The 21012-nt window shown below is 72.2% G+C and carries 22 protein-coding genes; 18 read left to right on the plus strand and 4 right to left on the minus strand.

The features are described 5' to 3' along the window. Nucleotides 1–194 precede the first annotated feature (194 nt). Together AB0F29_RS09015 and mycP are read left to right on the plus strand one after the other, a co-directional pair. Nucleotides 195–1169, plus strand: a complete 975-nt coding sequence (locus tag AB0F29_RS09015; protein WP_361869148.1) for a hypothetical protein — start codon at nt 195–197, stop codon at nt 1167–1169. After that, nucleotides 1166–2347, plus strand: coding sequence for a type VII secretion-associated serine protease mycosin (mycP, locus tag AB0F29_RS09020; protein ID WP_361869151.1), 1182 nt, complete (start codon nt 1166–1168; stop codon nt 2345–2347). Before AB0F29_RS09015 ends, mycP begins: the two co-directional genes overlap by 4 nt. A gap of 31 nt (nt 2348–2378) precedes the next feature. Here mycP and AB0F29_RS09025 read toward each other — a convergent pair whose 3' ends face one another. Next, nucleotides 2379–3329, minus strand: coding sequence for a DMT family transporter (locus AB0F29_RS09025; RefSeq protein ID WP_361869154.1), 951 nt, complete (start codon nt 3327–3329; stop codon nt 2379–2381). A gap of 67 nt (nt 3330–3396) precedes the next feature. Between AB0F29_RS09025 and AB0F29_RS09030 the strand changes: the two genes are divergently transcribed. The 3 genes from AB0F29_RS09030 (at nt 3397) to AB0F29_RS09040 (ending at nt 5619) form a co-directional block, all read left to right on the plus strand. Further along, on the plus strand, nt 3397–4002 hold the full coding sequence (locus tag AB0F29_RS09030; RefSeq protein ID WP_361869156.1) for a TetR/AcrR family transcriptional regulator: 606 nt from the start codon (nt 3397–3399) through the stop codon (nt 4000–4002). A 59-nt stretch (nt 4003–4061) separates the two neighbouring features. Continuing rightward, entirely contained in the window at nt 4062–4790 is a 729-nt protein-coding gene (locus AB0F29_RS09035) for an SseB family protein (protein ID WP_361869159.1), read from the plus strand. 115 nt (nt 4791–4905) lie between these two features. After that, nucleotides 4906–5619 (plus strand): MIP family channel protein, encoded by a 714-nt coding sequence (locus AB0F29_RS09040; protein ID WP_361869160.1) that lies wholly within the window; start codon nt 4906–4908, stop codon nt 5617–5619. Nucleotides 5620–5711: 92 nt separating this feature from the next. Here the strand turns inward: AB0F29_RS09040 and AB0F29_RS09045 are convergent, their stop codons facing one another. Then, on the minus strand, nt 5712–6074 hold the full coding sequence (locus AB0F29_RS09045) for a DUF1844 domain-containing protein (RefSeq protein WP_018959482.1): 363 nt from the start codon (nt 6072–6074) through the stop codon (nt 5712–5714). 371 nt (nt 6075–6445) lie between these two features. On the opposite strand from AB0F29_RS09045, the gene infC reads away from it, so the two are divergent. The 12 genes from infC (at nt 6446) to AB0F29_RS09105 (ending at nt 17939) form a co-directional block, all read left to right on the plus strand. Next, nucleotides 6446–7162: a translation initiation factor IF-3 gene (infC, locus tag AB0F29_RS09050; RefSeq protein ID WP_361869557.1), complete on the plus strand. Its 717-nt coding sequence runs from the start codon at nt 6446–6448 to the stop codon at nt 7160–7162. A 120-nt stretch (nt 7163–7282) separates the two neighbouring features. Beyond that, on the plus strand, nt 7283–7477 hold the full coding sequence (gene rpmI, locus AB0F29_RS09055) for a 50S ribosomal protein L35 (protein ID WP_003970213.1): 195 nt from the start codon (nt 7283–7285) through the stop codon (nt 7475–7477). 107 nt (nt 7478–7584) lie between these two features. Continuing rightward, complete coding sequence (gene rplT / locus AB0F29_RS09060) at nt 7585–7968, plus strand: 50S ribosomal protein L20 (protein ID WP_007457565.1); 384 nt, start codon at nt 7585–7587, stop codon at nt 7966–7968. Nucleotides 7969–8113: 145 nt separating this feature from the next. Beyond that, nucleotides 8114–8959, plus strand: a complete 846-nt coding sequence (locus tag AB0F29_RS09065; RefSeq protein WP_361869164.1) for an RNA methyltransferase — start codon at nt 8114–8116, stop codon at nt 8957–8959. Between the two features lie 172 nt (nt 8960–9131). Then, nucleotides 9132–10310 (plus strand): ATP-binding protein, encoded by a 1179-nt coding sequence (locus AB0F29_RS09070; RefSeq protein ID WP_361869166.1) that lies wholly within the window; start codon nt 9132–9134, stop codon nt 10308–10310. Nucleotides 10311–10478: 168 nt separating this feature from the next. After that, complete coding sequence (pheS, locus tag AB0F29_RS09075) at nt 10479–11618, plus strand: phenylalanine--tRNA ligase subunit alpha (protein WP_030632315.1); 1140 nt, start codon at nt 10479–10481, stop codon at nt 11616–11618. Beyond that, nucleotides 11618–14131, plus strand: coding sequence for a phenylalanine--tRNA ligase subunit beta (gene pheT / locus AB0F29_RS09080; RefSeq protein WP_361869168.1), 2514 nt, complete (start codon nt 11618–11620; stop codon nt 14129–14131). The genes pheS and pheT overlap by 1 nt, the downstream gene beginning before the upstream one ends. Before the next feature lie 417 nt (nt 14132–14548). Next, nucleotides 14549–15901, plus strand: coding sequence for a transcriptional regulator (locus AB0F29_RS09085; RefSeq protein ID WP_361869171.1), 1353 nt, complete (start codon nt 14549–14551; stop codon nt 15899–15901). Nucleotides 15902–15987: 86 nt separating this feature from the next. Next, the gene (locus AB0F29_RS09090; RefSeq protein ID WP_361869174.1) at nt 15988–16518 is read left to right on the plus strand and encodes an NUDIX domain-containing protein; all 531 of its coding nucleotides are present in this window, start codon (nt 15988–15990) and stop codon (nt 16516–16518) included. Between the two features lie 234 nt (nt 16519–16752). After that, nucleotides 16753–17037, plus strand: coding sequence for a hypothetical protein (locus AB0F29_RS09095; protein ID WP_361869176.1), 285 nt, complete (start codon nt 16753–16755; stop codon nt 17035–17037). A 99-nt stretch (nt 17038–17136) separates the two neighbouring features. Then, nucleotides 17137–17598 carry a hypothetical protein gene (locus AB0F29_RS09100; protein WP_361869179.1) on the plus strand — a complete coding sequence of 154 codons (462 nt, stop codon included), beginning with the start codon at nt 17137–17139 and terminating at the stop codon, nt 17596–17598. A gap of 131 nt (nt 17599–17729) precedes the next feature. After that, nucleotides 17730–17939: a hypothetical protein gene (locus tag AB0F29_RS09105; protein ID WP_361869180.1), complete on the plus strand. Its 210-nt coding sequence runs from the start codon at nt 17730–17732 to the stop codon at nt 17937–17939. A gap of 302 nt (nt 17940–18241) precedes the next feature. Here the strand turns inward: AB0F29_RS09105 and AB0F29_RS09110 are convergent, their stop codons facing one another. Continuing rightward, entirely contained in the window at nt 18242–19099 is an 858-nt protein-coding gene (locus tag AB0F29_RS09110; RefSeq protein ID WP_361869182.1) for a 3-hydroxybutyryl-CoA dehydrogenase, read from the minus strand. A 233-nt stretch (nt 19100–19332) separates the two neighbouring features. Between AB0F29_RS09110 and AB0F29_RS09115 the strand changes: the two genes are divergently transcribed. After that, the gene (locus AB0F29_RS09115; RefSeq protein WP_361869559.1) at nt 19333–20604 is read left to right on the plus strand and encodes a family 10 glycosylhydrolase; all 1272 of its coding nucleotides are present in this window, start codon (nt 19333–19335) and stop codon (nt 20602–20604) included. 163 nt (nt 20605–20767) lie between these two features. On the opposite strand, the gene AB0F29_RS09120 is transcribed toward AB0F29_RS09115, so the two are convergent. Then, nucleotides 20768–20971 carry a DUF1918 domain-containing protein gene (locus AB0F29_RS09120; RefSeq protein WP_361869185.1) on the minus strand — a complete coding sequence of 68 codons (204 nt, stop codon included), beginning with the start codon at nt 20969–20971 and terminating at the stop codon, nt 20768–20770. Nucleotides 20972–21012: the final 41 nt, after the last annotated feature.

Here is a 21012-nt window from a genome sequence, read left to right on the forward strand (position 1 = left end):
CACCGGCAGCCCGCGCAGCGCAGGGAGCACCGGCAGCCCCAGCCCCTTCCGCCCGCGCGGTCCCGCAGACCGGACCAACAGCCTCCGCAGCGCAGGCCGCACCGGCAGCCCGCGCCCCGCAGGCCGCACCGGCCCAGCGGCCCACGCCCCCCAGGGCGTCCGCGCCCGCGCCGCCCTCCACGAGCCCCGCCCCGATGCGGCCGGGCCCGCCCCCCGCGGGTCCGCCGAGCCCGACGCTTCCCGGTCCGCCCGTCGGCCCGCCGCCCGTCACCCGGCGCAGGCCCGTCGGGGCCGTCGATCTGACGCCCGCGCCGGGAGCCGTTCCGCCGCCCCCCGGCGGCTACCGGACGCCGGTCCGTTACGGCTACCCGGAGACGCCTGCCGAGACCACCACCCGGCTGCGGCCGGTCCGCCCCCGGCAGCGGTGGCGTACCGCGGCGGCCGCCGCCTGCGTCGTGCTCGGCCTCGGGCTGATCGGCGGGGCGGCCACCGGGGCCTGGCTGACCGGCGACTCCTCGGCCGAGACCACCGGGAACCCGTACACCGCCGCACGCGGAGCCTGGCACAGCGTCCCCGTCGACACGCTGTTCCCGCGCGCCCTCCAGGGCAAGGGTGCGGGCCCCGGCGGCACTCACCGCACCTGGACGCGGATCGCCGTCGCCGCCGACAGCACGTGCGGGAGCGGGCTCGACCCGCTGCTCCTGACCACGCTCCGCTCCGTGGGCTGCGAACGGCTGGTGCGCGCCACCTACACCGACGCCACCCGCTCCGCCGTCACCACCGTCGGCCTGGTCTTCACCGAGGCCGACGCCCCGGGCATGCGGGCCCTGCGCACCCGGTTCACCGAGCAGAAGCTCGGCGCGCGCAAGGACCTCATGCCCCGTACGTACGCTCCCGAGGGCACGCCCGCGGCCTCCTTCGGTGACGGACAGCGCGCCAGCTGGACGGTCGACCCGCTCACCGAGATCCCGGTCGTCGTCCTCGCCGTCTCCGGCTTCGCGGACGGCCGCACCGTCGCCGAGCCGCAGCCCGCACCCGCCGCCATGGCCCCGGGCGCCACGACGGACATCGCCCAGGCCGGGCTCGGCCACGAGGCGAAGGGCATCGCGGACCGGGTGGAGCGCGGGCTGCGCACGCACATCGCCGAACTCACGGAGCCGCCCGGATGACCCGACGACCCCACCGCGTCCTCGCCGCGGTCTGCGCCGCCGCCGTCCTCGCGCTCACCCCCGCCGCGCCCGCCCACGCGGACGCCATCCGCGACCAGCAGTGGGCGCTGGACGCCCTGCACACCGACCGTGCCTGGGAGACCACCCGGGGCCAGGGCGTCACCGTCGCCGTCCTGGACACCGGGGTCGACGACGCCCACCCCGACCTGACGGGCCAGGTGCTTCCCGGCAAGGACCTCGTCGGCTTCGGCGCCGCCCGCGGCGACTCCTCCTGGGCCCTGCACGGCACCGCGATGGCCGGCATCATCGCCGGACGCGGCAACGGCCCCGGACGCTCCGACGGCGTCCTCGGCATAGCCCCCGAGGCCAGGATCCTGCCGGTCCGGGTCATTCTGGAGTCCAAGGACCCCGCCCGGGCCAAGGCCCGCAAGTCCCGCGGCCCCGCCCTCGCCGACGGCATCCGCTGGGCCACGGACAACGGCGCCGACGTCATCAACCTCTCCCTGGGCGACGACAGCAAGTCCGCCCACCCCGACCCCGGAGAGGACGCGGCCATCCAGTACGCCCTGTCCAAGGGCGTCCCCGTCGTCGCGTCGGCGGGCAACGGCGGTGAGAAGGGGGACCGGATCTCCTACCCGGCCGCCTACCCCGGGGTGATCGCGGTCGCCGCGGTCGACGAGTACGGCACGCACGCCACGTTCTCCACCCGCCGCTGGTACGCCACCGTCAGCGCCCCCGGCGTCGACATCGTGGTCGCCAACCCGGACGGGCACTACTACATCGAGTGGGGCACATCGGCCGCTGCCGCGTTCGTCTCCGGCGCGGTCGCCCTCGTCCGGGCCGCCCACCCCGGCCTGGACCCGGCCCAGATCAAGAAGCTCCTCGCCGACACCGCCCGCGACGCCCCCGCCGAGGGCCGCGACGACGCCCGCGGCTACGGGATCGTCGACCCGGCGGAGGCCATCGAGGCGGGCTCCCGGCTGCGTCCGGCCGACCTGGACGCCAAGGCCGCCCCGGCGGGACACCGGGGGCGGTACTTCGGCGACGGCCCGGCCCCGGCCCGTACCGCCGACGCGACGGCCAACTGGGCCGCCCCGCTCGCCGGCGGCCTCGGCGCGGCGCTGCTGGCCGCGGCCGTCGTCCTGTGGCGCGGCCGGAACGCCCCCGGCCGCCGCTGAACGCACCGCGCCCGGACCGGCCCGCGCCGACTCACCGGCCCGCCCCGGACACCGCGTCCGGCCGGTCGCGCGCGGCCGCCTTCCGAGCCTGATCACCGGTGGGCCCGTCGCCGCGCGGGGCGGCCCCGCGGTGCACCACGACCACCGCCACCAGCCCCAGCGCCAGACCGAGCACGGTCCGGGGGCCGAACGGCTCCCCGAACATCAGGGCTCCCCACACCGCCGTGACCGGGGCCATCAGGAACATGAGCGTGTTGACCGCCGTGACGCCCGAGCGCCTCAGGATCAGCCAGTACAGCCCGTACCCGCCGAAGGTGGACAGCACCACCAGCCAGCCGACCGCGCCCCAGAACGCGAGCTCGGCGGGCGGCAGCGCGGTCCCCGTGCCGAGGGCGAGCGCGGTGAAGATCACGGTGCTGGCGGCGCAGTGCACGGTCAGTGACACCGAAGGGGCCACCCGGGTGGCGGAACGGCTCTCCAGGAAGGTGGCGGCCACCAGCGACAACATGCCGACGAACGGCAGGGCATAGGCCCACCCGGCCACCCCGGCGGCGGCCGAGGCGTCGGCCGTCGTGACCACGACGACCCCGGCCACCCCCAGACACAGGCCGAGCCACTGCCGGGCGGTGACGTGACTCCGCAGCAGCGGTCCGGCCAGCGCCCCCGCCACCAGGGGCTGGACCCCGTCGATCAGGGCCGTGGTGCCCGTGGAGACCCCGAGCTGGATCGCGTAGTAGACGGTCAGCAGATAGCCGCTCTGCGACAACGTGCCGATCACGACCTGCCGGACCACGTCCCGGGCGCCGAGGCCCCGCCAGGAGGCGCGCGCGACGGTCACCGCGACCACGGCCAGGACGACCGTCAGCGGCAGGAACCGCCACATGAGGATCGTGAGGGCGGACGCGCCGCCGGCGTCGAGCTTGGCCCCGATGAACCCGGAGCTCCAGCACAGCACGAAGGCGGCCGGGAGCAGGACGTTCATGACGCACCTCGCTATACAGATCGGTATACCTACCCTCTCGACTATACAGATCGGTATACTCGTTGCCATGGGTACTTCCGAGGAACTGCGCCGGATCACCATGACGCCTGCCGCGCGACGGGCCCTGGCGGCCGCCGAGCGGCTCTTCTACGACCGGGGCATCCATGCCGTCGGGGTGGACCTGATCGCCGCCGAGGCCGGGGTGACCAAGAAGACCCTCTACGACCGCTTCGGCTCCAAGGAGCAGATCGTCGTGGAGTACCTCGCCGACCGCGACGAACGGTGGCGCGCCTTCCTCGCCGAGCGCCTCGACGCCGCGCCCCCCGCGCCGCGCGCCCGGATCCTGGCCGTCTTCGACGCCTCGCGCGCCTGGATGGCGGAGAACGGCTCCAAGGGGTGCAGCATGGTCAACGCCCACGCGGAGATCAGCGACCCGTCCCACCCGGCGCACGCGGTCATCACCGGCCAGAAGCAGTGGATGCTGGACCTGCTCACCCGGCTCGCCCGAGGCGTCGAGGGCCTCGGCCCCGACGCCGCCGACCGGCTGGGCCGGACGCTCATGCTGCTGCACGAAGGGGCCCTGGTCGCCCACGGACTGAAGGTCTTCCCGGACCCCGTCGCCCACGCCCGCGAGGCGGCGGCCGGCCTGCTGGCCGGGGTCACCGGGCGCTGAGCCCCGCGCCCGCCCCACCTGCGGGCGGGCGGCCGGACCCCAGGCACTACCCTCGTCCCGTGGAGCTCAAGAACATCCCGGACCCCGGTTTCTCCGATGACGACGGCTCGGCGTCCCCCGCCCTGACCAGGGCCCTGGACGCCTGGTCCCGCGACCGGGGCGCCGTCGGCCCGGTCCTCACGGCGCTGCGCGACGCCCGGCTCCTGGTCCCCGTCGTCGCCGTGCTCGGCGAGGTCGAGGAGGACGAGAACGGGCTCCGCCGCGAGAAGACCAGCGACATGGCCGTGCCGACCCTCCGGGCCGGCGACCGGCGCGCGCTCCCCGCCTTCACCTCGACCGAGGCGCTCGCGCTCTGGGACCCCGAGGCGCGCCCCGTCGCCGTACCGCTGCACCAGGCGCTCCAGGCCGCCGCCCACGAGAAGGCCGACACCGTCGTGCTGGACCTCGCCGGACCCGTCGCCTTCGAGCTGAGCGGGCAGGCGCTCCTGGCCCTCGCCGAGAACCGCACCAGCACCGACCCGCTCCAGGATCCCGCCGTCATCGCGGCCGTACGGGAGACCGTGGCCGCCGACCCCGCCGTGGTCCGCGCCCACCTCGGCCCCGGCAGCGCGGACGGCACCCTCGCGCTCGTCCTCGTCCCCGACGCCGTGCCCGCAGAGGCGGCCCGCCGCATCGCGCAGGCGCTGTCGGCCAGCGAGGTGCTGCGGGCCCGGCTGGTGAGCGGCCTGGATCTGGCCGTTCTCCCCGCCGGTACGCCCACACCGGGGGAGCCCCTCTTCGCCCGCTGACGCAGCGGGCCGCACCGGGACGACCCGGTCGACGCGCGCCAAGCGCCCGCCGCCGTGAGAATTGTCGGGAATGCGGAGAAATCCGACCAACCGATCAAGCTCGCGAGGTGGTTCCATGCAGAAGCGGATCGTGGCGTCAGAGTTCCTCGGCACCGTGCTGCTGGTGTTCTTCGCCGTAGGGTCCGCGGTGGTCGCCGTCGAATACCTCGGCACGGTGGGCATCGCCCTCACCTTCGGCTTCACCCTCCTCGCGCTGGCCTATGCGCTCGGCCCGATCTCCGGCTGCCACGTCAACCCCGCGGTCACGCTGGGCATGTATATGGCGGGCCGGATCGGCATCCGTACGGCCGTCGAGCGCTGGGTGGCCCAGTTCCTCGGAGCGGTCGTCGGCGCGGCCCTGCTGTTCCTGCTGGCGAAGCAGATCCCGGGGCTGGAGACCAGCGGCGAGTTCGGCACCAACGGCTACGGCGACCGATCGGCCGTCGGCATCAACATCGGCGGCGCGTTCCTCGCCGAGGTGGTCCTGACGTTCCTGCTCGTCTACGTGGTCCTCGCGGTGACCCACAAGGTGGCGGTCACCGGCTTCGACGGGCTGCCCATCGGCCTGGCGCTCGCCGCGATCCACCTGGTGGGCATCCCGCTGACCGGCACGTCGGTCAACCCGGCGCGCAGCTTCGGCCCGGCGCTCTTCGCGGGCGGCGCGGCCCTCTCCCAGCTCTGGCTGTTCATCCTCGCGCCCGTGGTCGGCGGAGCGATCGCGGCCTACGCCCACCGGCTCACCCACCCCTGCCCCAACGTCCTGCCCGCGGAGACCGAGGACGCCATCTGACGGACACGCCCCGGTCCGTCCGCACCCACAGCGGAAGCCCGCCGCCCCACAGGGGGCGGCGGGCTTCCTGGCGTACGGGGGAAGGGCTGCGGCTAGCCGTAGACGGGACCGGTGTACTTCTCGCCGGGGCCGTGGCCGGGCTCGTCCGGCACCAGCGACGCCTCGCGGAAGGCGAGCTGGAGGGACTTCAGGCCGTCGCGCAGCGGGGAAGCGTGGAAGGTGCTGATCTCCGTGGCGCTCGCGTCCAGCAGTCCGGCCAGCGCCTGGACCAGCTTGCGGGCCTCGTCGAGGTCCTTGTGCTCCTCGCCCTCCTCGGTGAGGCCGAGCTTCACGGCGGCTGCGCTCATCAGGTTGACGGCGACCGTCACGATCACCTCGACCGCGGGGACCTCCGCGATGTCGCGGGCCATGTCGTCGAAGCCGGGGTTCTCACTGCTGGGGGTCGCGTCACTCATGCCCACACGATAAGGCCAGGCCACCGCCCTCCCGCGCGCGGGAGCCGCTTCGGGACCCGCCGGGGCGGAGAGGGAGGCGATGGCGGGGGAGACGCGGGATTAGCGCCCCCGGGGCCGGGCTGCTAACCTTGTGTAACGACCGGCCGGACATCTATGTGCCCGGCCCACAAGTGGAGGCTCCGATCTCCCACCTGACTGTCCTCACCGGACGGCGGGTCACCGGTCAGACGGTCCCCATCGTTCCGTACGGACGATGGAGTCGTCCGATGCGCCCCGCGGTTGACCGCGGCGGTGTTCCGGTAGTTCCTGGAGCCCCGCCTGTGTCCCGTCCGGGGCATTTTTGCGCTCCCGGCTCGGTTGGTCTTGACGTTATAAGACGTTACGCGGCTGTCCGCCAGGCGGTCGCGTGGTGCTACCGAGGAGGATCCATCAGCGCCGAGCCCCGCATCAACGACCGGATTCGCGTTCCCGAGGTCCGACTTGTCGGTCCCAGCGGCGAGCAGGTCGGGATTGTTCCGCTTGCCAAGGCCCTGGAACTCGCACAGGAGTATGACCTCGACCTGGTCGAGGTGGCGGCGACAGCCCGTCCGCCCGTGTGCAAGCTCATGGACTACGGGAAGTTCAAGTACGAGTCGGCCATGAAGGCCCGTGAGGCGCGCAAGAACCAGGCGCACACGGTCATCAAGGAGATGAAGCTCCGGCCGAAGATCGACCCGCACGACTATGACACCAAGAAGGGTCACGTCGTCCGGTTCCTCAAGCAGGGCGACAAGGTCAAGATCACGATCATGTTCCGTGGTCGTGAGCAGTCCCGCCCCGAGCTGGGCTTCCGACTGCTCCAGCGTCTCGCTTCGGACGTGGAGGACCTGGGCTTCATCGAGTCCAACCCGAAGCAGGACGGCCGGAACATGATCATGGTTCTGGGCCCGCACAAGAAGAAGACCGAAGCCATGGCCGAGGCCCGTGAGGCCCAGGCCGCCCGCAAGGCCGAGCGTCAGGGTACGACCGACGCGCCGACCGAGGGCGACACCGCCGAGGCTCCGGCCGAAGCGGTCGAGGCTCCGGCCGAGACACCCTCCGAGACGTGACCTCAGGGGCTGCCATCCAGGCGGCCCCGGGTCTCCCCGGAATCCCATAGAGATCTGACGCCCCTGCAGTCCGGTGCCCCGCACCGTGAGGGGCGCCACTGACGAGGAGAGAACGGCGCGATGCCGAAGAACAAGACGCACAGCGGTGCCAGCAAGCGCTTCAAGATCACCGGCTCCGGCAAGGTGCTCCGCGAGAGGGCCGGCAAGCGCCACCTGCTCGAGCACAAGTCGTCCAAGAAGACCCGCTCGCTGACCGGCACGGTCGTCGTGGCTCCGGCCGACGCCAAGAAGATCAAGAAGCTTCTCGGCAAGTGAGGCTCGGCCTCCGGCTCGCCCCGGAGGCACGACCTCGATCACACCGGGACCGATTCGTTTCCGGGCCGTGTGAAGACACCCACGGCCCCGCTACAAGGAGTTAACAAGTGGCACGCGTCAAGCGGGCAGTCAACGCCCACAAGAAGCGCCGGGCAATTCTCGAGGCGGCCAAGGGCTACCGCGGGCAGCGTTCGCGTCTGTACCGCAAGGCCAAGGAGCAGGTCACCCACTCCCTGGTCTACAACTACAACGACCGCAAGAAGCGCAAGGGCGACTTCCGTCAGCTGTGGATCCAGCGCATCAACGCCGCTGCCCGCCAGAACGGCATGACGTACAACCGCCTCATCCAGGGTCTGAAGGCCGCCAACATCGAGGTGGACCGCAAGATCCTGGCCGAGCTCGCGGTCAACGACGCCAACGCGTTCGCCGCCCTCGTCGAGGTCGCTCAGAAGGCCCTCCCGAGCGACGTCAACGCCCCGAAGGCCGCCTGATCCAGGCCCCCCTTCCAGGTAACGCACCGGACCCGCAGGCGTACGCCGCCTGCGGGTCCGGTGCGTTGGACCCGCCGACGGCACACACCGGCCGACGACACCCCCACACCGCCACAGCCGTACGCAGAGAGGCTCGCCGCCGACCATGGGCACCCCCGAACTGATCTCCCCGCGTTCCCCCCGTGTCGCCGCCGCCCGCCGGCTGGCCCGCCGCAACTTCCGCGGCAAGGAGCGCAGGTTCATCGCCGAGGGGCCCCAGGCCGTACGCGAGGCCGCCGCCCACCGGGGCGGTGACGGCGAGCCGACGCTCATCGAGCTGTTCGCCACGCCCGAGGCCGCCGACCGGTACGCCGACATCGTCGAGGCCGCCCACACCGCGGGCGCCCGGGTGCACCTGGCCGACGACGACGTCCTCGCCGACGTCTCGCAGACCGTCACCCCGCAGGGCCTCATCGGCGTCTGCCGTTTCCTGGACACCCCGTTCCAGGAGATCCTCGCCGCGAGGCCCACCCTGGTGGCCGTTCTGGCCAACGTGCGGGACCCCGGGAACGCCGGGACGGTACTGCGCTGCGCGGACGCGGCCGGCGCGGACGCGGTGATCCTGACCGACGCCTCGGTCGACCTCTACAACCCCAAGTCCGTACGGGCCTCGGTCGGTTCGCTCTACCACCTGCCCGTCGCCGTCGGCGTCCCCGTCGAACAGGCCGTGCAGGGCCTGAGGGACGCCGGGGTGCGCATCCTCGCCGCCGACGGGGCCGGGGCCGACGACCTGGACGACGAGCTGGACGCGGGCACCATGGGAACCCCCACCGCCTGGGTCTTCGGCAACGAGGCCTGGGGGCTCCCCGAGGAGACCCGCGCGCTCGCCGACGCCGTCGTCCGCGTCCCCATCCACGGCAGGGCGGAGAGCCTCAACCTCGCCACCGCCGCCGCCGTCTGCCTGTACGCCTCCGCCCGCGCTCAGCGTCCCCGGCGCACCCCCGACGCGTAGCGCGGCGCCGCTCCGACGACCCGTCAGCACACGATCCCAGCCATTCCCGCGCCCCTCCCACCGGCGCACTCCTCTCCGCGCCCCCACAGGGTGTCGCCGGTTCACCACCGCCTAGTAGGGTGACGAACTCGGGGGCCCACTGCACCGGTTCGAGAGGTGGGGATACGGGAAGATGGCTGTCGGCATGAGCTCGCCGCGACCGGCGCACACCACCGCGGCACGCGCTGCGGAAGAGGAGCCGGACGGGTCGGCGGCCGGTCCGTACGGCCTCGGCGCCGGCCTCGGCCAGGAAGCCCCCGGCGTCGACCCGGACGACCTTCCCGACGGTCTCGTCGTCGCCGACGCGAGCGGGCGCGTCGTCTGCTTCAACGCCGCCGCCGCCCGCATCACCGCCACCCCCCGCGCCGACGCCATCGGACGCCCCCTGGACGTCGCCCTCCCGCTGGAGGACCTCAAGGGGAAGCGCTGGTGGGAGCTGACCGACCCGTACGGCGGTCTCGCCACCCGCAAGGCCCAGCCCGAGCGCAACCTGCTGCTGCCCGGCGGCCGTGAGGTGCTGGTCTCCGCCCGTTACGTACGCGAGCACCCGCTCGGCCCGGTGCGACGGGTCGTGGTCTCGCTGCGGGGCACCGAGGCCCGCCGGCGTACCGAACGCAGCCATGCCGAGCTGATCGCCACCGTCGCCCACGAACTGCGCTCCCCGCTGACCTCCGTCAAGGGGTTCACCGCCACGCTGCTCGCCAAGTGGGAACGTTTCACCGACGACCAGAAGCGGCTGATGCTGGAGACCGTCGACGCGGACGCCGGCCGGGTCACCCGGCTCATCGCCGAGCTGCTCGACATCTCCCGCATCGACTCCGGCCGGCTGGAGCTGCGCCGCCAGCCCGTCGACGTCTCCGCCGCCGTGGCACGGCACATCCAGGCGCTCATCACGGGCGGCCAGGCACCCGACCGCTTCCGGGTCCGGGCCCGGGGTCCGCTGCCGGCCCTGTGGGCGGATCCCGACAAGGTCGACCAGGTCCTCGGCAACCTCCTGGAAAACGCGGTGCGCCACGGCGAGGGAACCGTCACCATTGAGATCGCCCCGGCACCCGCGCCGGGGGCGGACGACGAGACGGGAACGGCTGTCACCGTGAGCGACGAAGGCCCCGGCATCCCCGAGGAGTCGATGGGCCGTGTCTTCACCCGCTTCTGGCGGGGGAGCAAGCGGGGCGGCACGGGCCTGGGCCTCTACATCGTCAAGGGCATCGTCGAGGCCCACGGCGGCACCATCACCGTCGACCGGGGGCCCGGCGGCGGAGCCGAGTTCCGATTTATTCTGCCCGTGAGCATGCCCGCCTATCTGAAGTAGAGGGGTTTGCGTAGCGATCAGGCAGGGTGGTGGTGGGCGACGGGAGGGCTGAGCGGCCCGCGGGCGCCCCGACCGTCCTGCGGCCTTTAGACTCGACCTTTGGCACCTTTGCGTCCTGCGGTCGTCGAGCCGGGTCGCGCCACCAGCCAATCGGAAGCACGGGAAGAGATGTCGGCACCGAACAAGTCGTACGACCCAGTCGAGGTCGAGGCACTGAAACCGGAAGAGATCGAGCGCCTGCGGGACGAGGCGTTCGCCGCCTTCGCCGCCGCCGGCGACCTCGACGCGCTCGCCCAGGCGAAGACCGCGCACACCGGAGGTACCTCGCCGCTGTCCCTCGCCAACCGCGAGATCGGCGCCCTGCCCCCGCAGGCCAAGGCCGAGGCGGGCAAGCGCGTGGGCCAGGCCCGCGGCGCCGTCTCCAAGGCGCTCGCCGCCCGCCAGGCGGAGCTGGAGGCCGAGCGGGACGCCCGGGTGCTCGTCGAGGAGGCCGTGGACGTCACGCTGCCCTACGACCGCACACCGGCCGGCGCCCGCCACCCCCTGACGACCATCATGGAGCGTGTCGCGGACGTCTTCGTGGCCATGGGCTACGAGATCGCCGAGGGCCCCGAGGTCGAGGCGGAGTGGTTCAACTTCGACGCCCTGAACTTCGTGCCCGACCACCCGGCCCGCCAGATGCAGGACACCTTCTTCGTCCAGGGCACCACGCCCGACGGCAAGGCGACCGAGGGCGACGAGTCCGGCGTCGTGCTGCGTACGCACACCTCCCCGGTCCAGGCCCGCTCGCTCCTGGAGCGCAAGCCCCCCGTCTACGTGGTCTGCCCCGGCCGGGTCTACCGCACCGACGAGCTCGACGCCACGCACACCCCGGTCTTCCACCAGATCGAGCTGCTCGCCGTCGACGAGGGCCTCACCATGGCCGACCTCAAGGGCACCCTCGACCACATGGTCCAGGCGCTCTTCGGACCGGACATGAAGACCCGGCTGCGGCCGAACTTCTTCCCGTTCACCGAGCCGTCCGCCGAGATGGACATGGTCTGCTACGTCTGCCGCGGCGAGTCCGTCGGCAACCCGGACCGCCCCTGCCGCACCTGCGGCAGCGAGGGCTGGATCGAGCTGGGCGGCTGCGGCATGGTCAACCCCAAGGTGCTCACCGCCTGCGGCGTCGACCCCCAGAAGTACAGCGGATTCGCCTTCGGGTTCGGCATCGAACGGATGCTGATGTTCCGCCACAACGTCGAAGACATGCGAGACATGGTCGAGGGCGACGTCCGGTTCACCCGGCCGTTCGGGATGGAGATCTGATGCGCGTCCCGCTTTCCTGGTTGCGGGAGTACGTCGACCTGCCGGAGACGGAGACCGGCCGTGACGTACAGGCCAAGCTCGTCTCCGTGGGGCTGGAGGTCGAGACCGTCGAGCAGATCGGCGCGGGCCTCAAGGGCCCCCTGGTCGTCGGCAAGGTCCTGACCATCGAGGAGCTGGAGGGCTTCAAGAAGCCCATCCGCTTCTGCACCGTCGATGTCGGCGCCGCCAACGGCACCGGCGAACCGCAGGAGATCGTCTGCGGCGCCCGTAACTTCTCGGTCGGCGACAAGGTCGTCGTGGTCCTCCCGGGCGCGGTCCTGCCCGGCGACTTCGCGATCGCCGCCCGCAAGACGTACGGCAAGACCTCGCACGGAATGATCTGCTCCACCGATGAGCTCGGCATGGGCGACGACGGAACGCACGGCATCATCGTGCTGCCGCCGGAGCACGAGGTCGGCACCGACGCGATCGAGCTGCTCCAGCTCGTCGACGAGGTCCTCGACATCGCCGTCACCCCGGACCGCGGCTACTGCCTCTCGATGCGCGGTGTCGCCCGGGAGACCGCCATCGCGTACGGGCTGCCGCTGCGCGACCCGGCGCTGCTGGACGTGCCCGCGCCGAACGCGTACGGCTACCCGGTCAAGATCAGTGACCCGATCGGCTGCGACCGCTTCACCGCGCGCACCGTCACCGGTCTCCAGCCCGAGGCTCGCTCGCCGATCTGGATGCGCCGCCGCCTCCAGAAGGCCGGGATGCGGCCGATCTCGCTGGCCGTCGACATCACCAACTACGTGATGCTGGAGCTGGGCCAGCCGCTGCACGCCTACGACCGCACCCGGGTCGAGGGGCCGATCGGCGTGCGCCGCGCCACGCAGGGCGAGAAGCTCACCACGCTGGACGGCACCGTGCGCGTGCTGGACGCCGAGGACCTCGTCATCACCGACGACCGCGGGCCGATCGGCCTCGCGGGCGTCATGGGCGGGGCCAACACCGAGATCGCCGACGCGGACGGCGAGCACGCGCTCACCACCGAGGTCGTCATCGAGGCCGCGCACTTCGACGCGATCTCGATCGCCCGCACCGCGCGCCGCCACAAGCTGTCCTCCGAGGCGTCCAAGCGCTTCGAGCGCGGCGTCGACCCGCAGGCCGCCGCCGCTGCCGCGCAGCGCACGGTGGATCTGCTGGTCCTCCTCGCGGGCGGCACCGCCGAGGCCGGGGTCACCGAGATCACCGCCCCGTCCGCGCCGCGCACCATCGCGATGCCCGCCGACCACCCGGACCGGGTCGCCGGTATGGGTTACGGCCGCGAGACCGTCGTCCGCCGCCTCCAGCAGGTCGGCTGCGACGTCTACGGGCAGGACGAGCTGATCGTCACCGTCCCGTCCTGGCGGCCGGACCTGAACGAGCCGAACGACCTCGCCGAAGAGGTCATCCGGCTGGAGGGCTACGAGAACCTGCCCTCCACGCTGCCCACGCCCCCCTCCGGGCGTGGTCTCACCGACCGCCAGCGGCTGCACCGCCGCATCGGCCGGGTGCTGGCCGGAGCCGGTTACGTCGAGGCGCTGAGCTACCCGTTCATCGGCGACGCGGTCCTGGACCAGCTCGGCCTGGAGGCGGACGACGCCCGCCGCCGCACGGTCAAGCTCGTCAACCCGATCTCCGACGAGGAGCCGGCGCTGCGCACCACGCTGCTGCCGGGCCTCCTCGGCGCCCTGCGGCGCAACGACGGTCGCGGCAGCCACGACCTGGCGCTCTTCGAGACCGGTCTGGTCTTCAGGCCGACCGGCGAGGAGACGCCCGCCCTGCGGCTGCCCGTCGACCGCCGGCCCACCGACGAGGAGATCGCCTCTCTCGACGCGGCCCTGCCGCGTCAGCCGCGCCGCGCCGCCGTCGTCCTCGCGGGCGCCCGCGAGCAGTCCGGCTGGTGGGGCAAGGGCACCCCGGCGACCTGGGCGGACGCCGTCGAGGCCGCTCGCTCGATCGCCGCGGAGGCCGGTGTGGAGGTCATCGTCCGCGCCGACCGGCACGCCCCGTGGCACCCGGGCCGCTGCGCCGCGCTGTACGTCACCGTGAACGGCGAGGAGACCCTCTTCGGACACGCGGGCGAACTGCACCCGCGCGTCATCAAGGCGCTCCACCTGCCCGAGCGGACCTGCGCCGCCGAGGTCGAGCTGGACGTCCTGGAGCAGGCCGTCGACGGAGCGCTCCAGGCGCCCCGGATCTCCACCTTCCCGGTGGCGACCCAGGACGTCGCGCTCGTCGTCGCCGGGGACGTACCGGCCGCCGACGTGGAGCGGGCCCTGCGTGAGGGCGCGGGTGAACTCCTCGAATCGCTGCGGCTGTTCGACGTCTTCACCGGTGAGCAGATCGGCGGGGGCAACAAGTCCCTGGCGTACGCGCTGCGCTTCCGCGCCGCCGACCGCACCCTGACCGTCGAGGAGGCGTCCGCCGCCCGCGACAGCGCGGTGGCCCTGGCCGCCGAGCGCACGGGCGCGGTGCTGCGCGGCGCGTAGCCCGTGCCGCGGCGTTGAGAAGGGGCGTATCCGGCCACCGGATACGCCCCTTCTCCATCCCGCCGAGCGACGGAGGGACCACACGCCGGAGCCGGCATCGGAACCGGGAGGAACGCGGTTCCGACGTCCGTTCCGCAGCCACCCTCCTTCGTCGTCGGTCAGTGGGCCGTGCGGTCCGGGCGCCGTCCGCGCTGCCTCGGAGTGTCGGGCAGGTCAGCGGCGCGGACGGCGCGGGTGCGGGTCGTAGGCCGTTACGAGGGGGAGCCGACGACCCGGCCGCCTCTTGCGAGGGAGCTCATTCAACCGAGCCCGGGACCCGCGCGGCAGGGCGCACAGCAGGAGGGTTCGGGCATTCCGTTCACACCCCGTGTGAATCGTGCTCCACTAGGCTCATTGCGACACGCACCTGGGGGGACGATGGAGCCCAATGTCCTGCTCGAAGCCCTGATCGAGGAGGCCGGTGTGTCCCGCGCGGGCCTCGCCGGTCACGTCAACCGGGCGGGCCTGACCCGTGGGCTGAGCCTGCGGTACGAACACACGGCGGTCTCCCGCTGGCTCAAGGGCCAGCGCCCGCGGGGGCAGGTGCCCGACCTGGTCTGCGAGGTGCTGGCCGGCCGGCTGGGGCGGCCCGTCGGGCTCGACGACGTCGGGATGGGCGCGTCGGCCGCTTCCGCCGGGGCGGACGCCGGCGCCGGGAGCGGCTCCCTCTGCGGGTTCGTCGAGCGGGCCACCGCCCTGTGGCGCTCCGACGAACAGCAGCGCCCGCACCTGGCCACCGTGCCCGCCGTCACCGGCACGCCGGCGGTGATGCCGGTCTGGGAGTGGGAGAACCCCCCGGAGGACACCGACGTCTCGCGGCCGGGACCGGGCCGAGTCAGCGCGGGCGACATAGCGATGCTCAAGTCGGCCCGCGACCACTACGAGCAGATGTACCGCAAGACGGGCGGCCTCGCGACCAGATCCCGGATCGTCCGCTTCCTCAACGCCGAGGCCGCGCCGCTGCTGCGCGGCGGCTACAGCGACGCCCTGGGCCGGAGCCTGCACCGGGCGACGGCGGGACTCGTGGCGGTGGCGGGCATCTGCGCCTACGACTCCGACGCCCACGGACTCGCCCAGCGCTACTTCCACCAGGCGCTGCGGCTCGCCAAGTCCAGTGGGGACCGGGGGCTGGGCGGCTATGTGATCGCGCTGCTGGTCACCCAGTCGCTGTTCCTCGGCGACTACCGCCGCTCCATCGCCTTCGCCGAGGCCGCGCTGCGGGCCGCCGGCGGTCACATCACCCCCGCCCTCGCCGCCGATCTGCACGCGATGCAGGCCAAGGCGTACGCCCGGCTGGGCGACGCGGCGAACGCCCGGGCCTGCATCGGGCGGGCCGAGGCGCAGGCAGGCCGGATCCACACCGGCCGGGAACCGGACGAGACCGGGTACGTCCAGCCGGGCCTGGTCGACGTCCAGGTGGCGGAGGCGCTGCTCGGTCTCGGGGACCTGCCCGCCGCCCGGGAGCACGCGGCCTCCGCCGTGCGCGCCCCGGCGCACGACCGGGGGCGCGTGCACCGTCTCGCGATGTTGAGTCATATCGAGCTGCTTCAGGGCGAGGCCGACCGCGCGGCCGGTACAGCTGCCGAAATGGCGATGAGGGCCCGGGGGATGGAGTCCCAGCGGCTGCGCGACCGGCTGCGGCAGGTCCGGAGCGAACTGGCCGCGAGCGGCTGCTCCGACGCGGTGGGGACCACCGACCTCATCGACGAGGCGCTCCGCGTGCCTCTGTGAGCTCTGCCGACGCCCCGTTGTCCGCTCCCCGTGACAGCCGAGCCTGCTGACATGTTGACCCCAACATGTCGAAAGGCGGCAGAACCGTGCAGTGGACGAACTTGAGCGAACGGAATGTGTATCAGAACCCGTGGTTCCGGGTGAATCTGGCGGACGTCCAGCTCCCCGACGGCAGTCACCTCGACCACTTCGTCATCCGGCTGCGACCCGTCGCGGCCGCCACCGTCGTCAACGGGGCGAACGAGGTGCTGCTGCTCTGGCGCCACCGGTTCATCACCGACAGCTGGGGGTGGGAACTGGCCGCGGGCGTCGTCGAGGACGGCGAGGACATCGCGGCGGCGGCGGCCCGCGAGATGGAGGAGGAGACCGGCTGGCGCCCCGGCGAGCTGCGCCCGCTGCTCACCGTGGAACCGTCGAACGGCCTCACCGACGCCCGGCACCACCTCTTCTGGTCCGACGAGGCCCACTGGACCGGGCCCCCGCAGGACGCCTTCGAGTCCTCGCGCCGCGAGTGGATACCGCTCAAGGTGGTCCCGGACATGATCGCCCGGGGCGAGGTGCCCGCCGCGAACATGGCGGCCGCCCTGCTGATGCTGCACCACCTGAGACTGGGCTGACCCGGCCGCGTAACGAGTGCCCCGCACACGCGAGGAACCGGCCCCGGGGTGACCGGGACCGGCTCCTGGCACATACAGCGGCTCTGCGGCCCCATGGAAACCGCGGACGGGGGCGACAGCTGTTCCCAACGAGGTCGGGCGAGTGATCACAACCTGGGGGAAGTCGCGCGGCCCTTGGAGTGGGAAGGGTTCATCGCGCCGCCCCAAGGACATGCATTGATCTATGGAGAAGCTGTGGAAAACCGTGACGGAGCCGTTGAAGTAGCTCGGCCGGCCTGGTTCACCGGTGGGACGCGCCTGTTCGGTGATTTCGTGTCCCTCGTTGAGGGGCAACCGAACATGCTGGCCATTGCCGGTGCGGTGGAGCTGCCTAGTAGCCAGTCGATTCAGGAAGTGCTGGACTATGTGTCCGACGAGTTCATGAGGTCAGGTACGGGTCCTGACTGGGAACCGAATCGACGTGGTCACCTTGTGGAGGACTTGATCGATGTCTTCAACGACCTGCTGCCTGAAGAGTAGGGGCCAGGAACCGGGCCATGGAGATGGTGGTCGGGCCCATCGAGACCGGTCAGCGTTCCGCCCCGGTGGCGGAATGCCGACCTGGCGGAGGCGCAACGTATGACCGACGGCAGTTCCTACGCGAGTAACCCGGAGTATCTTCCGAGCTTCATGAACGACCCTCGCGACGATGACGGTCGACAGGTCGTGAAGTTGAAGCTCGCTGAGAACGACGAACTGACCGCAGCAGGCCTGAGCAGGTTCCCGGCCGGCACCGGCGACGTGATCGACTTCACGACCATTCGGTACGAAGAGCGCCTCTGGTGGGACGACGAGGAGCATTGGGTGAGGATGGCGGTGGAGCTGCTTTCCTCGTACGTGCAGCGAGACGAGCGGGTCGCCATCATCTGGGGAAACTACGCGATGCCGACCGTGGTCATGCCCGCGGAGGTCGCAGTCCGGCATGCGCGGGACATCCTGGACGCCGGTCCGCACTTCTGGATCCATCCGCTCGGGGGTTCGGTGCTCATCGAATGCCTGATGGATGGCCAGGTGACGATCGTGACGATCCCGCCGGGCTGAGCACGTGGACGTGAGAACGCCCCGCTCGAAAGAGGTGCGAAGGACGGCGTGGTGGGGGCTGCCGCGCAGCGCCGGAGAGGCACATCGACCGCTTGTGCCGGCGGTCTCCGACCCTGGCCCAGGGGGTGCAGGTGCTGGCCGACCTCCTCCCCGAGATCGAGGAGTCCCCGTTCGTCGGCCACCTCATCGAGGCCGAGGTGACGGAGGCGGACAGGGACGAGTTCATCAAGCTGAAGAAGTGCACCCTCGACAGCCGGATTCTGACCGCCGGTGTGATCCAGCACGACACCGACCTTCCGGTGATGGCCACGGTGGTGCTGGAGGAGCCCGGCGCTGCCTGACTGAGCCCGTACGCCAGGGCGCCCGCGTCTCCATCCGATGCCGGGCGCGCCCTGGCGTACGCGAATCATGGTGGCGAGACCGGGGATCCAAGGACGGGGCTTCGCCGCTGGCGACCGGTGCACCGGAGCGCTGCGGAGCGACGGCGCGGAAGCAATGCCTTCCCCCCCCCAGTCGTGTCGTGCAGGCCCGGCGTGGGGTCGGCAGTGGGGTACGAGGCTCTGCGGGCCGCACCCGGTCCTGACCATGGGGAACGTGCCCCGGCGGGCCCGGCCGCATGAGCGCCGACCCCGCCGGTAGCCGGTCAGTACGGGTAGAAACCCGACCCCGTCTTGCGGCCGAGCCGGCCCGCGTCGACCATCCGCTGGAGCAGCGGGGGAGCGGCGTACAGCGGCTCCTTGTACTCGGCGTACATCGAGTCCGCGACCGAGGCCACGGTGTCCAGGCCGATCAGATCGGCCAGCTTGAGCGGACCCATCGGGTGGGCGCAGCCCATCTCCATGCCGTTGTCGATGTCCTCGCGACTGGCGATGCCCGACTCGAACATCCGGATCGCGGAGAGGAGGTACGGGATCAGCAGCGCGTTCACGACGAAGCCGGACCGGTCCTGGGCGCGGATCGGGTGCTTGCCGAGCACGTCCTGCACGACGGCCTCGGCGCGGGCGATCGTCTCGTCCGAGGTGGTCAGCGCCGGGATCAGCTCGACGAGCTTCTGCACCGGGGCCGGGTTGAAGAAGTGGATGCCGATGACCCGGTCCGGGCGCGAGGTGGCGACGGCCAGCTTCACCAGCGGGATCGAGGAGGTGTTGGAGGCCAGAATCGCGTCCTGCCGGGTCACCACCTGGTCGAGCACCTGGAAGATCTCGGTCTTGACCTGCTCGTTCTCCACGACGGCCTCGATGACGAGGTCGCGGTCGGCGAACTCCCCGAGGTCGGTCGTGAAGCTCAGTCGGCCGAGGGTCTCGTCCCGCTCCTCCGCGCTGATCTTGCCGCGCTCGGCGGCCTTCGAGAGGGAGTTGTACAGACGGGTGCGGCCGATCTCCAGCGCTTCGCCGGTGGTCTCGGCGACCTTCACTTCGAGGCCGCTGCGCGCGCACACCTCCGCGATACCTGCGCCCATCTGGCCACAGCCCACCACTCCGACGCGTGCAATGTCGGCCATAGAGTCCGTCACCTCGTGCCTTTCGCCGTTCTCCGTATCGCAGGGTCCCGTGTGATTCCGGTGCCCGCCTCGACCCCACGACGTTACTCCGAATGCCGATGCGGACGTCCCGCGGGTCATGGCGGCCACGGATGGGAATGATGCGGTTACGTAGAGCTATCAACGTTGGAGCGGGACATGGTGGAGAGAGGTGGGCCTGGATGAGGCGAACGGGAGTGGCGAGGAGGGCGTTCGTGTTGGGTGCGGCCGGACTGCTGGCGGCGATGACGTCGGCCGGTGACGCGGTCGCCCTTCCGGCGGGTAGGCGAGGGGGCGGCGGAGGGTTCGCGGCGCCGGGTCAGATGCGCGGTATGTGGATCGCGACGGTCGCCAACATCGACTGGCCGTCCAAGCCGGGGCTCACGGCGGCGCGACAGGAGACCGAGCTGTTCGCGTATCTGGACCGGGCGGTCGAGCTGCGGCTCAACGCGGTGGTGTTCCAGGTCCGGCCGACCGCCGACGCCCTGTGGCCCTCGCCGCACGAGCCGTGGGCCGCCTGCCTCACCGGGACCCAGGGGAAGGACCCGGGCTGGGACCCGCTCGGCACGGCGGTGCGCGCGGCGCACGACCGGAACCTGGAGCTGCACGCCTGGTTCAACCCCTACCGGGTGGCGAACCACACCGACCCCACCCGCCTCATCGCCTCCCACCCGGCCCGGCTGAACCCGAGCTGGGTCGTGCCGTACGGCGGGAAGCTCTACTACAACCCCGGGCTGCCGGAGGTCCGCCGTTTCGTCCAGGACGCGATGCTGGACGCCGTGCGGCGCTACGACATCGACGCGGTGCACTGGGACGACTACTTCTACCCGTATCCGGTGGCCGGTCAGACCTTCGACGACGACGCGGAGTTCGAGCGGTACGGCGGCGGCTTCGCCGACCGGGCGGCCTGGCGGCGCGACAACATCGACCGGCTCGTGCGCGAGACGGGGGAGCGGATCCGGCAGATCAAGCCCCACGTCCGCTTCGGCGTCAGCCCCTTCGCGGTCTGGCGCAACGCGGCGACCGACCCGCTGGGTTCGGACACCCGGGCGGGCGTGCAGACCTATGACGACCTGTACGCCGACACCCGCAAGTGGGTCAGGGAAGGGTGGATCGACTACATCTGCCCGCAGATCTACTGGCACGTCGGCCAGGCCGCCGCCGACTACGCCAAGGTCCTCGCCTGGTGGAGCCGGACCGTCCGGGGCACGGGCGTCGATCTGTACGTGGGCGAGGCGCTGTACAAGGCGGGTGACCCCGCCCAGGCGGATCCCTGGCAGGACCCGGCGGAGCTCTCCCGCCACCTCACCCTCGCCCGGGACCACGCGGAGGTGGGCGGCCATGTCTTCTTCTCGGGGAAGAGCGTGATGGCGGACCGGATCGGCGCGATGCGGCGCGTCGTGGCCGACCACTACACGGACCGGGTCCGGCTCTATCCGGACCGGGGCCGCACGTATCCGCACCGTGGTCGCCCTTCGGCGAGGTGATCCGGGTCCCGGGTCCGGTCTCCGGCGGCCGGACGCGGCGGGGCACGCGGTGGTCGGGTCGGCCCGGGGCAGCGCATGGCTGAGGGCAGCGCATGAGCGCATGGCTGAGGGGCACGCGGTGGCCGGGCCCGGGTGTGCGGGCCCCGGCCACCGCGCACTGCCGCTACGGCCCGTCCTTCGGCGCCTCCCTGTGCTGGACGGCGCTGTCCGGGCCCGGTGACATCAGGTGTTCACGGCCGTCATCGAAGCGGAGCCGGTACGGGGGAGCGCCCCCGTCGCCGAGCACCTCGATGATCTCGGCGACCCGGTCGTGCTGTCCCACGGTCCTGCCGTGCATCAGCAGCCGGTCGCCCGTGTGTGCCTCCATCGGGAGCGACCTCCTCACAGGGGGAGACGGTGTCCGTGTCG

This window comes from Streptomyces sp. NPDC026589 (assembly GCF_040638385.1).
Classification (GTDB): domain Bacteria; phylum Actinomycetota; class Actinomycetes; order Streptomycetales; family Streptomycetaceae; genus Streptomyces.

Excerpts from the sequence above, each read along its gene's own strand:
- AB0F29_RS09015 (WP_361869148.1), top strand. The coding sequence starts at position 195 with ATGCGGCCGGGCCCGCCCCCCGCGGGTCCGCCGAGCCCGACGCTTCCC.
- mycP (WP_361869151.1), top strand. The coding sequence starts at position 1,166 with ATGACCCGACGACCCCACCGCGTCCTCGCCGCGGTCTGCGCCGCCGCC.
- AB0F29_RS09025 (WP_361869154.1), bottom strand. The coding sequence starts at position 3,329 with ATGAACGTCCTGCTCCCGGCCGCCTTCGTGCTGTGCTGGAGCTCCGGG.
- AB0F29_RS09030 (WP_361869156.1), top strand. The coding sequence starts at position 3,397 with ATGGGTACTTCCGAGGAACTGCGCCGGATCACCATGACGCCTGCCGCG.
- AB0F29_RS09040 (WP_361869160.1), top strand. The coding sequence starts at position 4,906 with ATGCAGAAGCGGATCGTGGCGTCAGAGTTCCTCGGCACCGTGCTGCTG.
- AB0F29_RS09045 (WP_018959482.1), bottom strand. The coding sequence starts at position 6,074 with ATGAGTGACGCGACCCCCAGCAGTGAGAACCCCGGCTTCGACGACATG.
- rpmI (WP_003970213.1), top strand. The coding sequence starts at position 7,283 with ATGCCGAAGAACAAGACGCACAGCGGTGCCAGCAAGCGCTTCAAGATC.
- AB0F29_RS09065 (WP_361869164.1), top strand. The coding sequence starts at position 8,114 with ATGGGCACCCCCGAACTGATCTCCCCGCGTTCCCCCCGTGTCGCCGCC.
- AB0F29_RS09070 (WP_361869166.1), top strand. The coding sequence starts at position 9,132 with ATGGCTGTCGGCATGAGCTCGCCGCGACCGGCGCACACCACCGCGGCA.
- pheS (WP_030632315.1), top strand. The coding sequence starts at position 10,479 with ATGTCGGCACCGAACAAGTCGTACGACCCAGTCGAGGTCGAGGCACTG.
- pheT (WP_361869168.1), top strand. The coding sequence starts at position 11,618 with ATGCGCGTCCCGCTTTCCTGGTTGCGGGAGTACGTCGACCTGCCGGAG.
- AB0F29_RS09085 (WP_361869171.1), top strand. The coding sequence starts at position 14,549 with ATGGAGCCCAATGTCCTGCTCGAAGCCCTGATCGAGGAGGCCGGTGTG.
- AB0F29_RS09100 (WP_361869179.1), top strand. The coding sequence starts at position 17,137 with ATGACCGACGGCAGTTCCTACGCGAGTAACCCGGAGTATCTTCCGAGC.
- AB0F29_RS09110 (WP_361869182.1), bottom strand. The coding sequence starts at position 19,099 with ATGGCCGACATTGCACGCGTCGGAGTGGTGGGCTGTGGCCAGATGGGC.
- AB0F29_RS09120 (WP_361869185.1), bottom strand. The coding sequence starts at position 20,971 with ATGGAGGCACACACGGGCGACCGGCTGCTGATGCACGGCAGGACCGTG.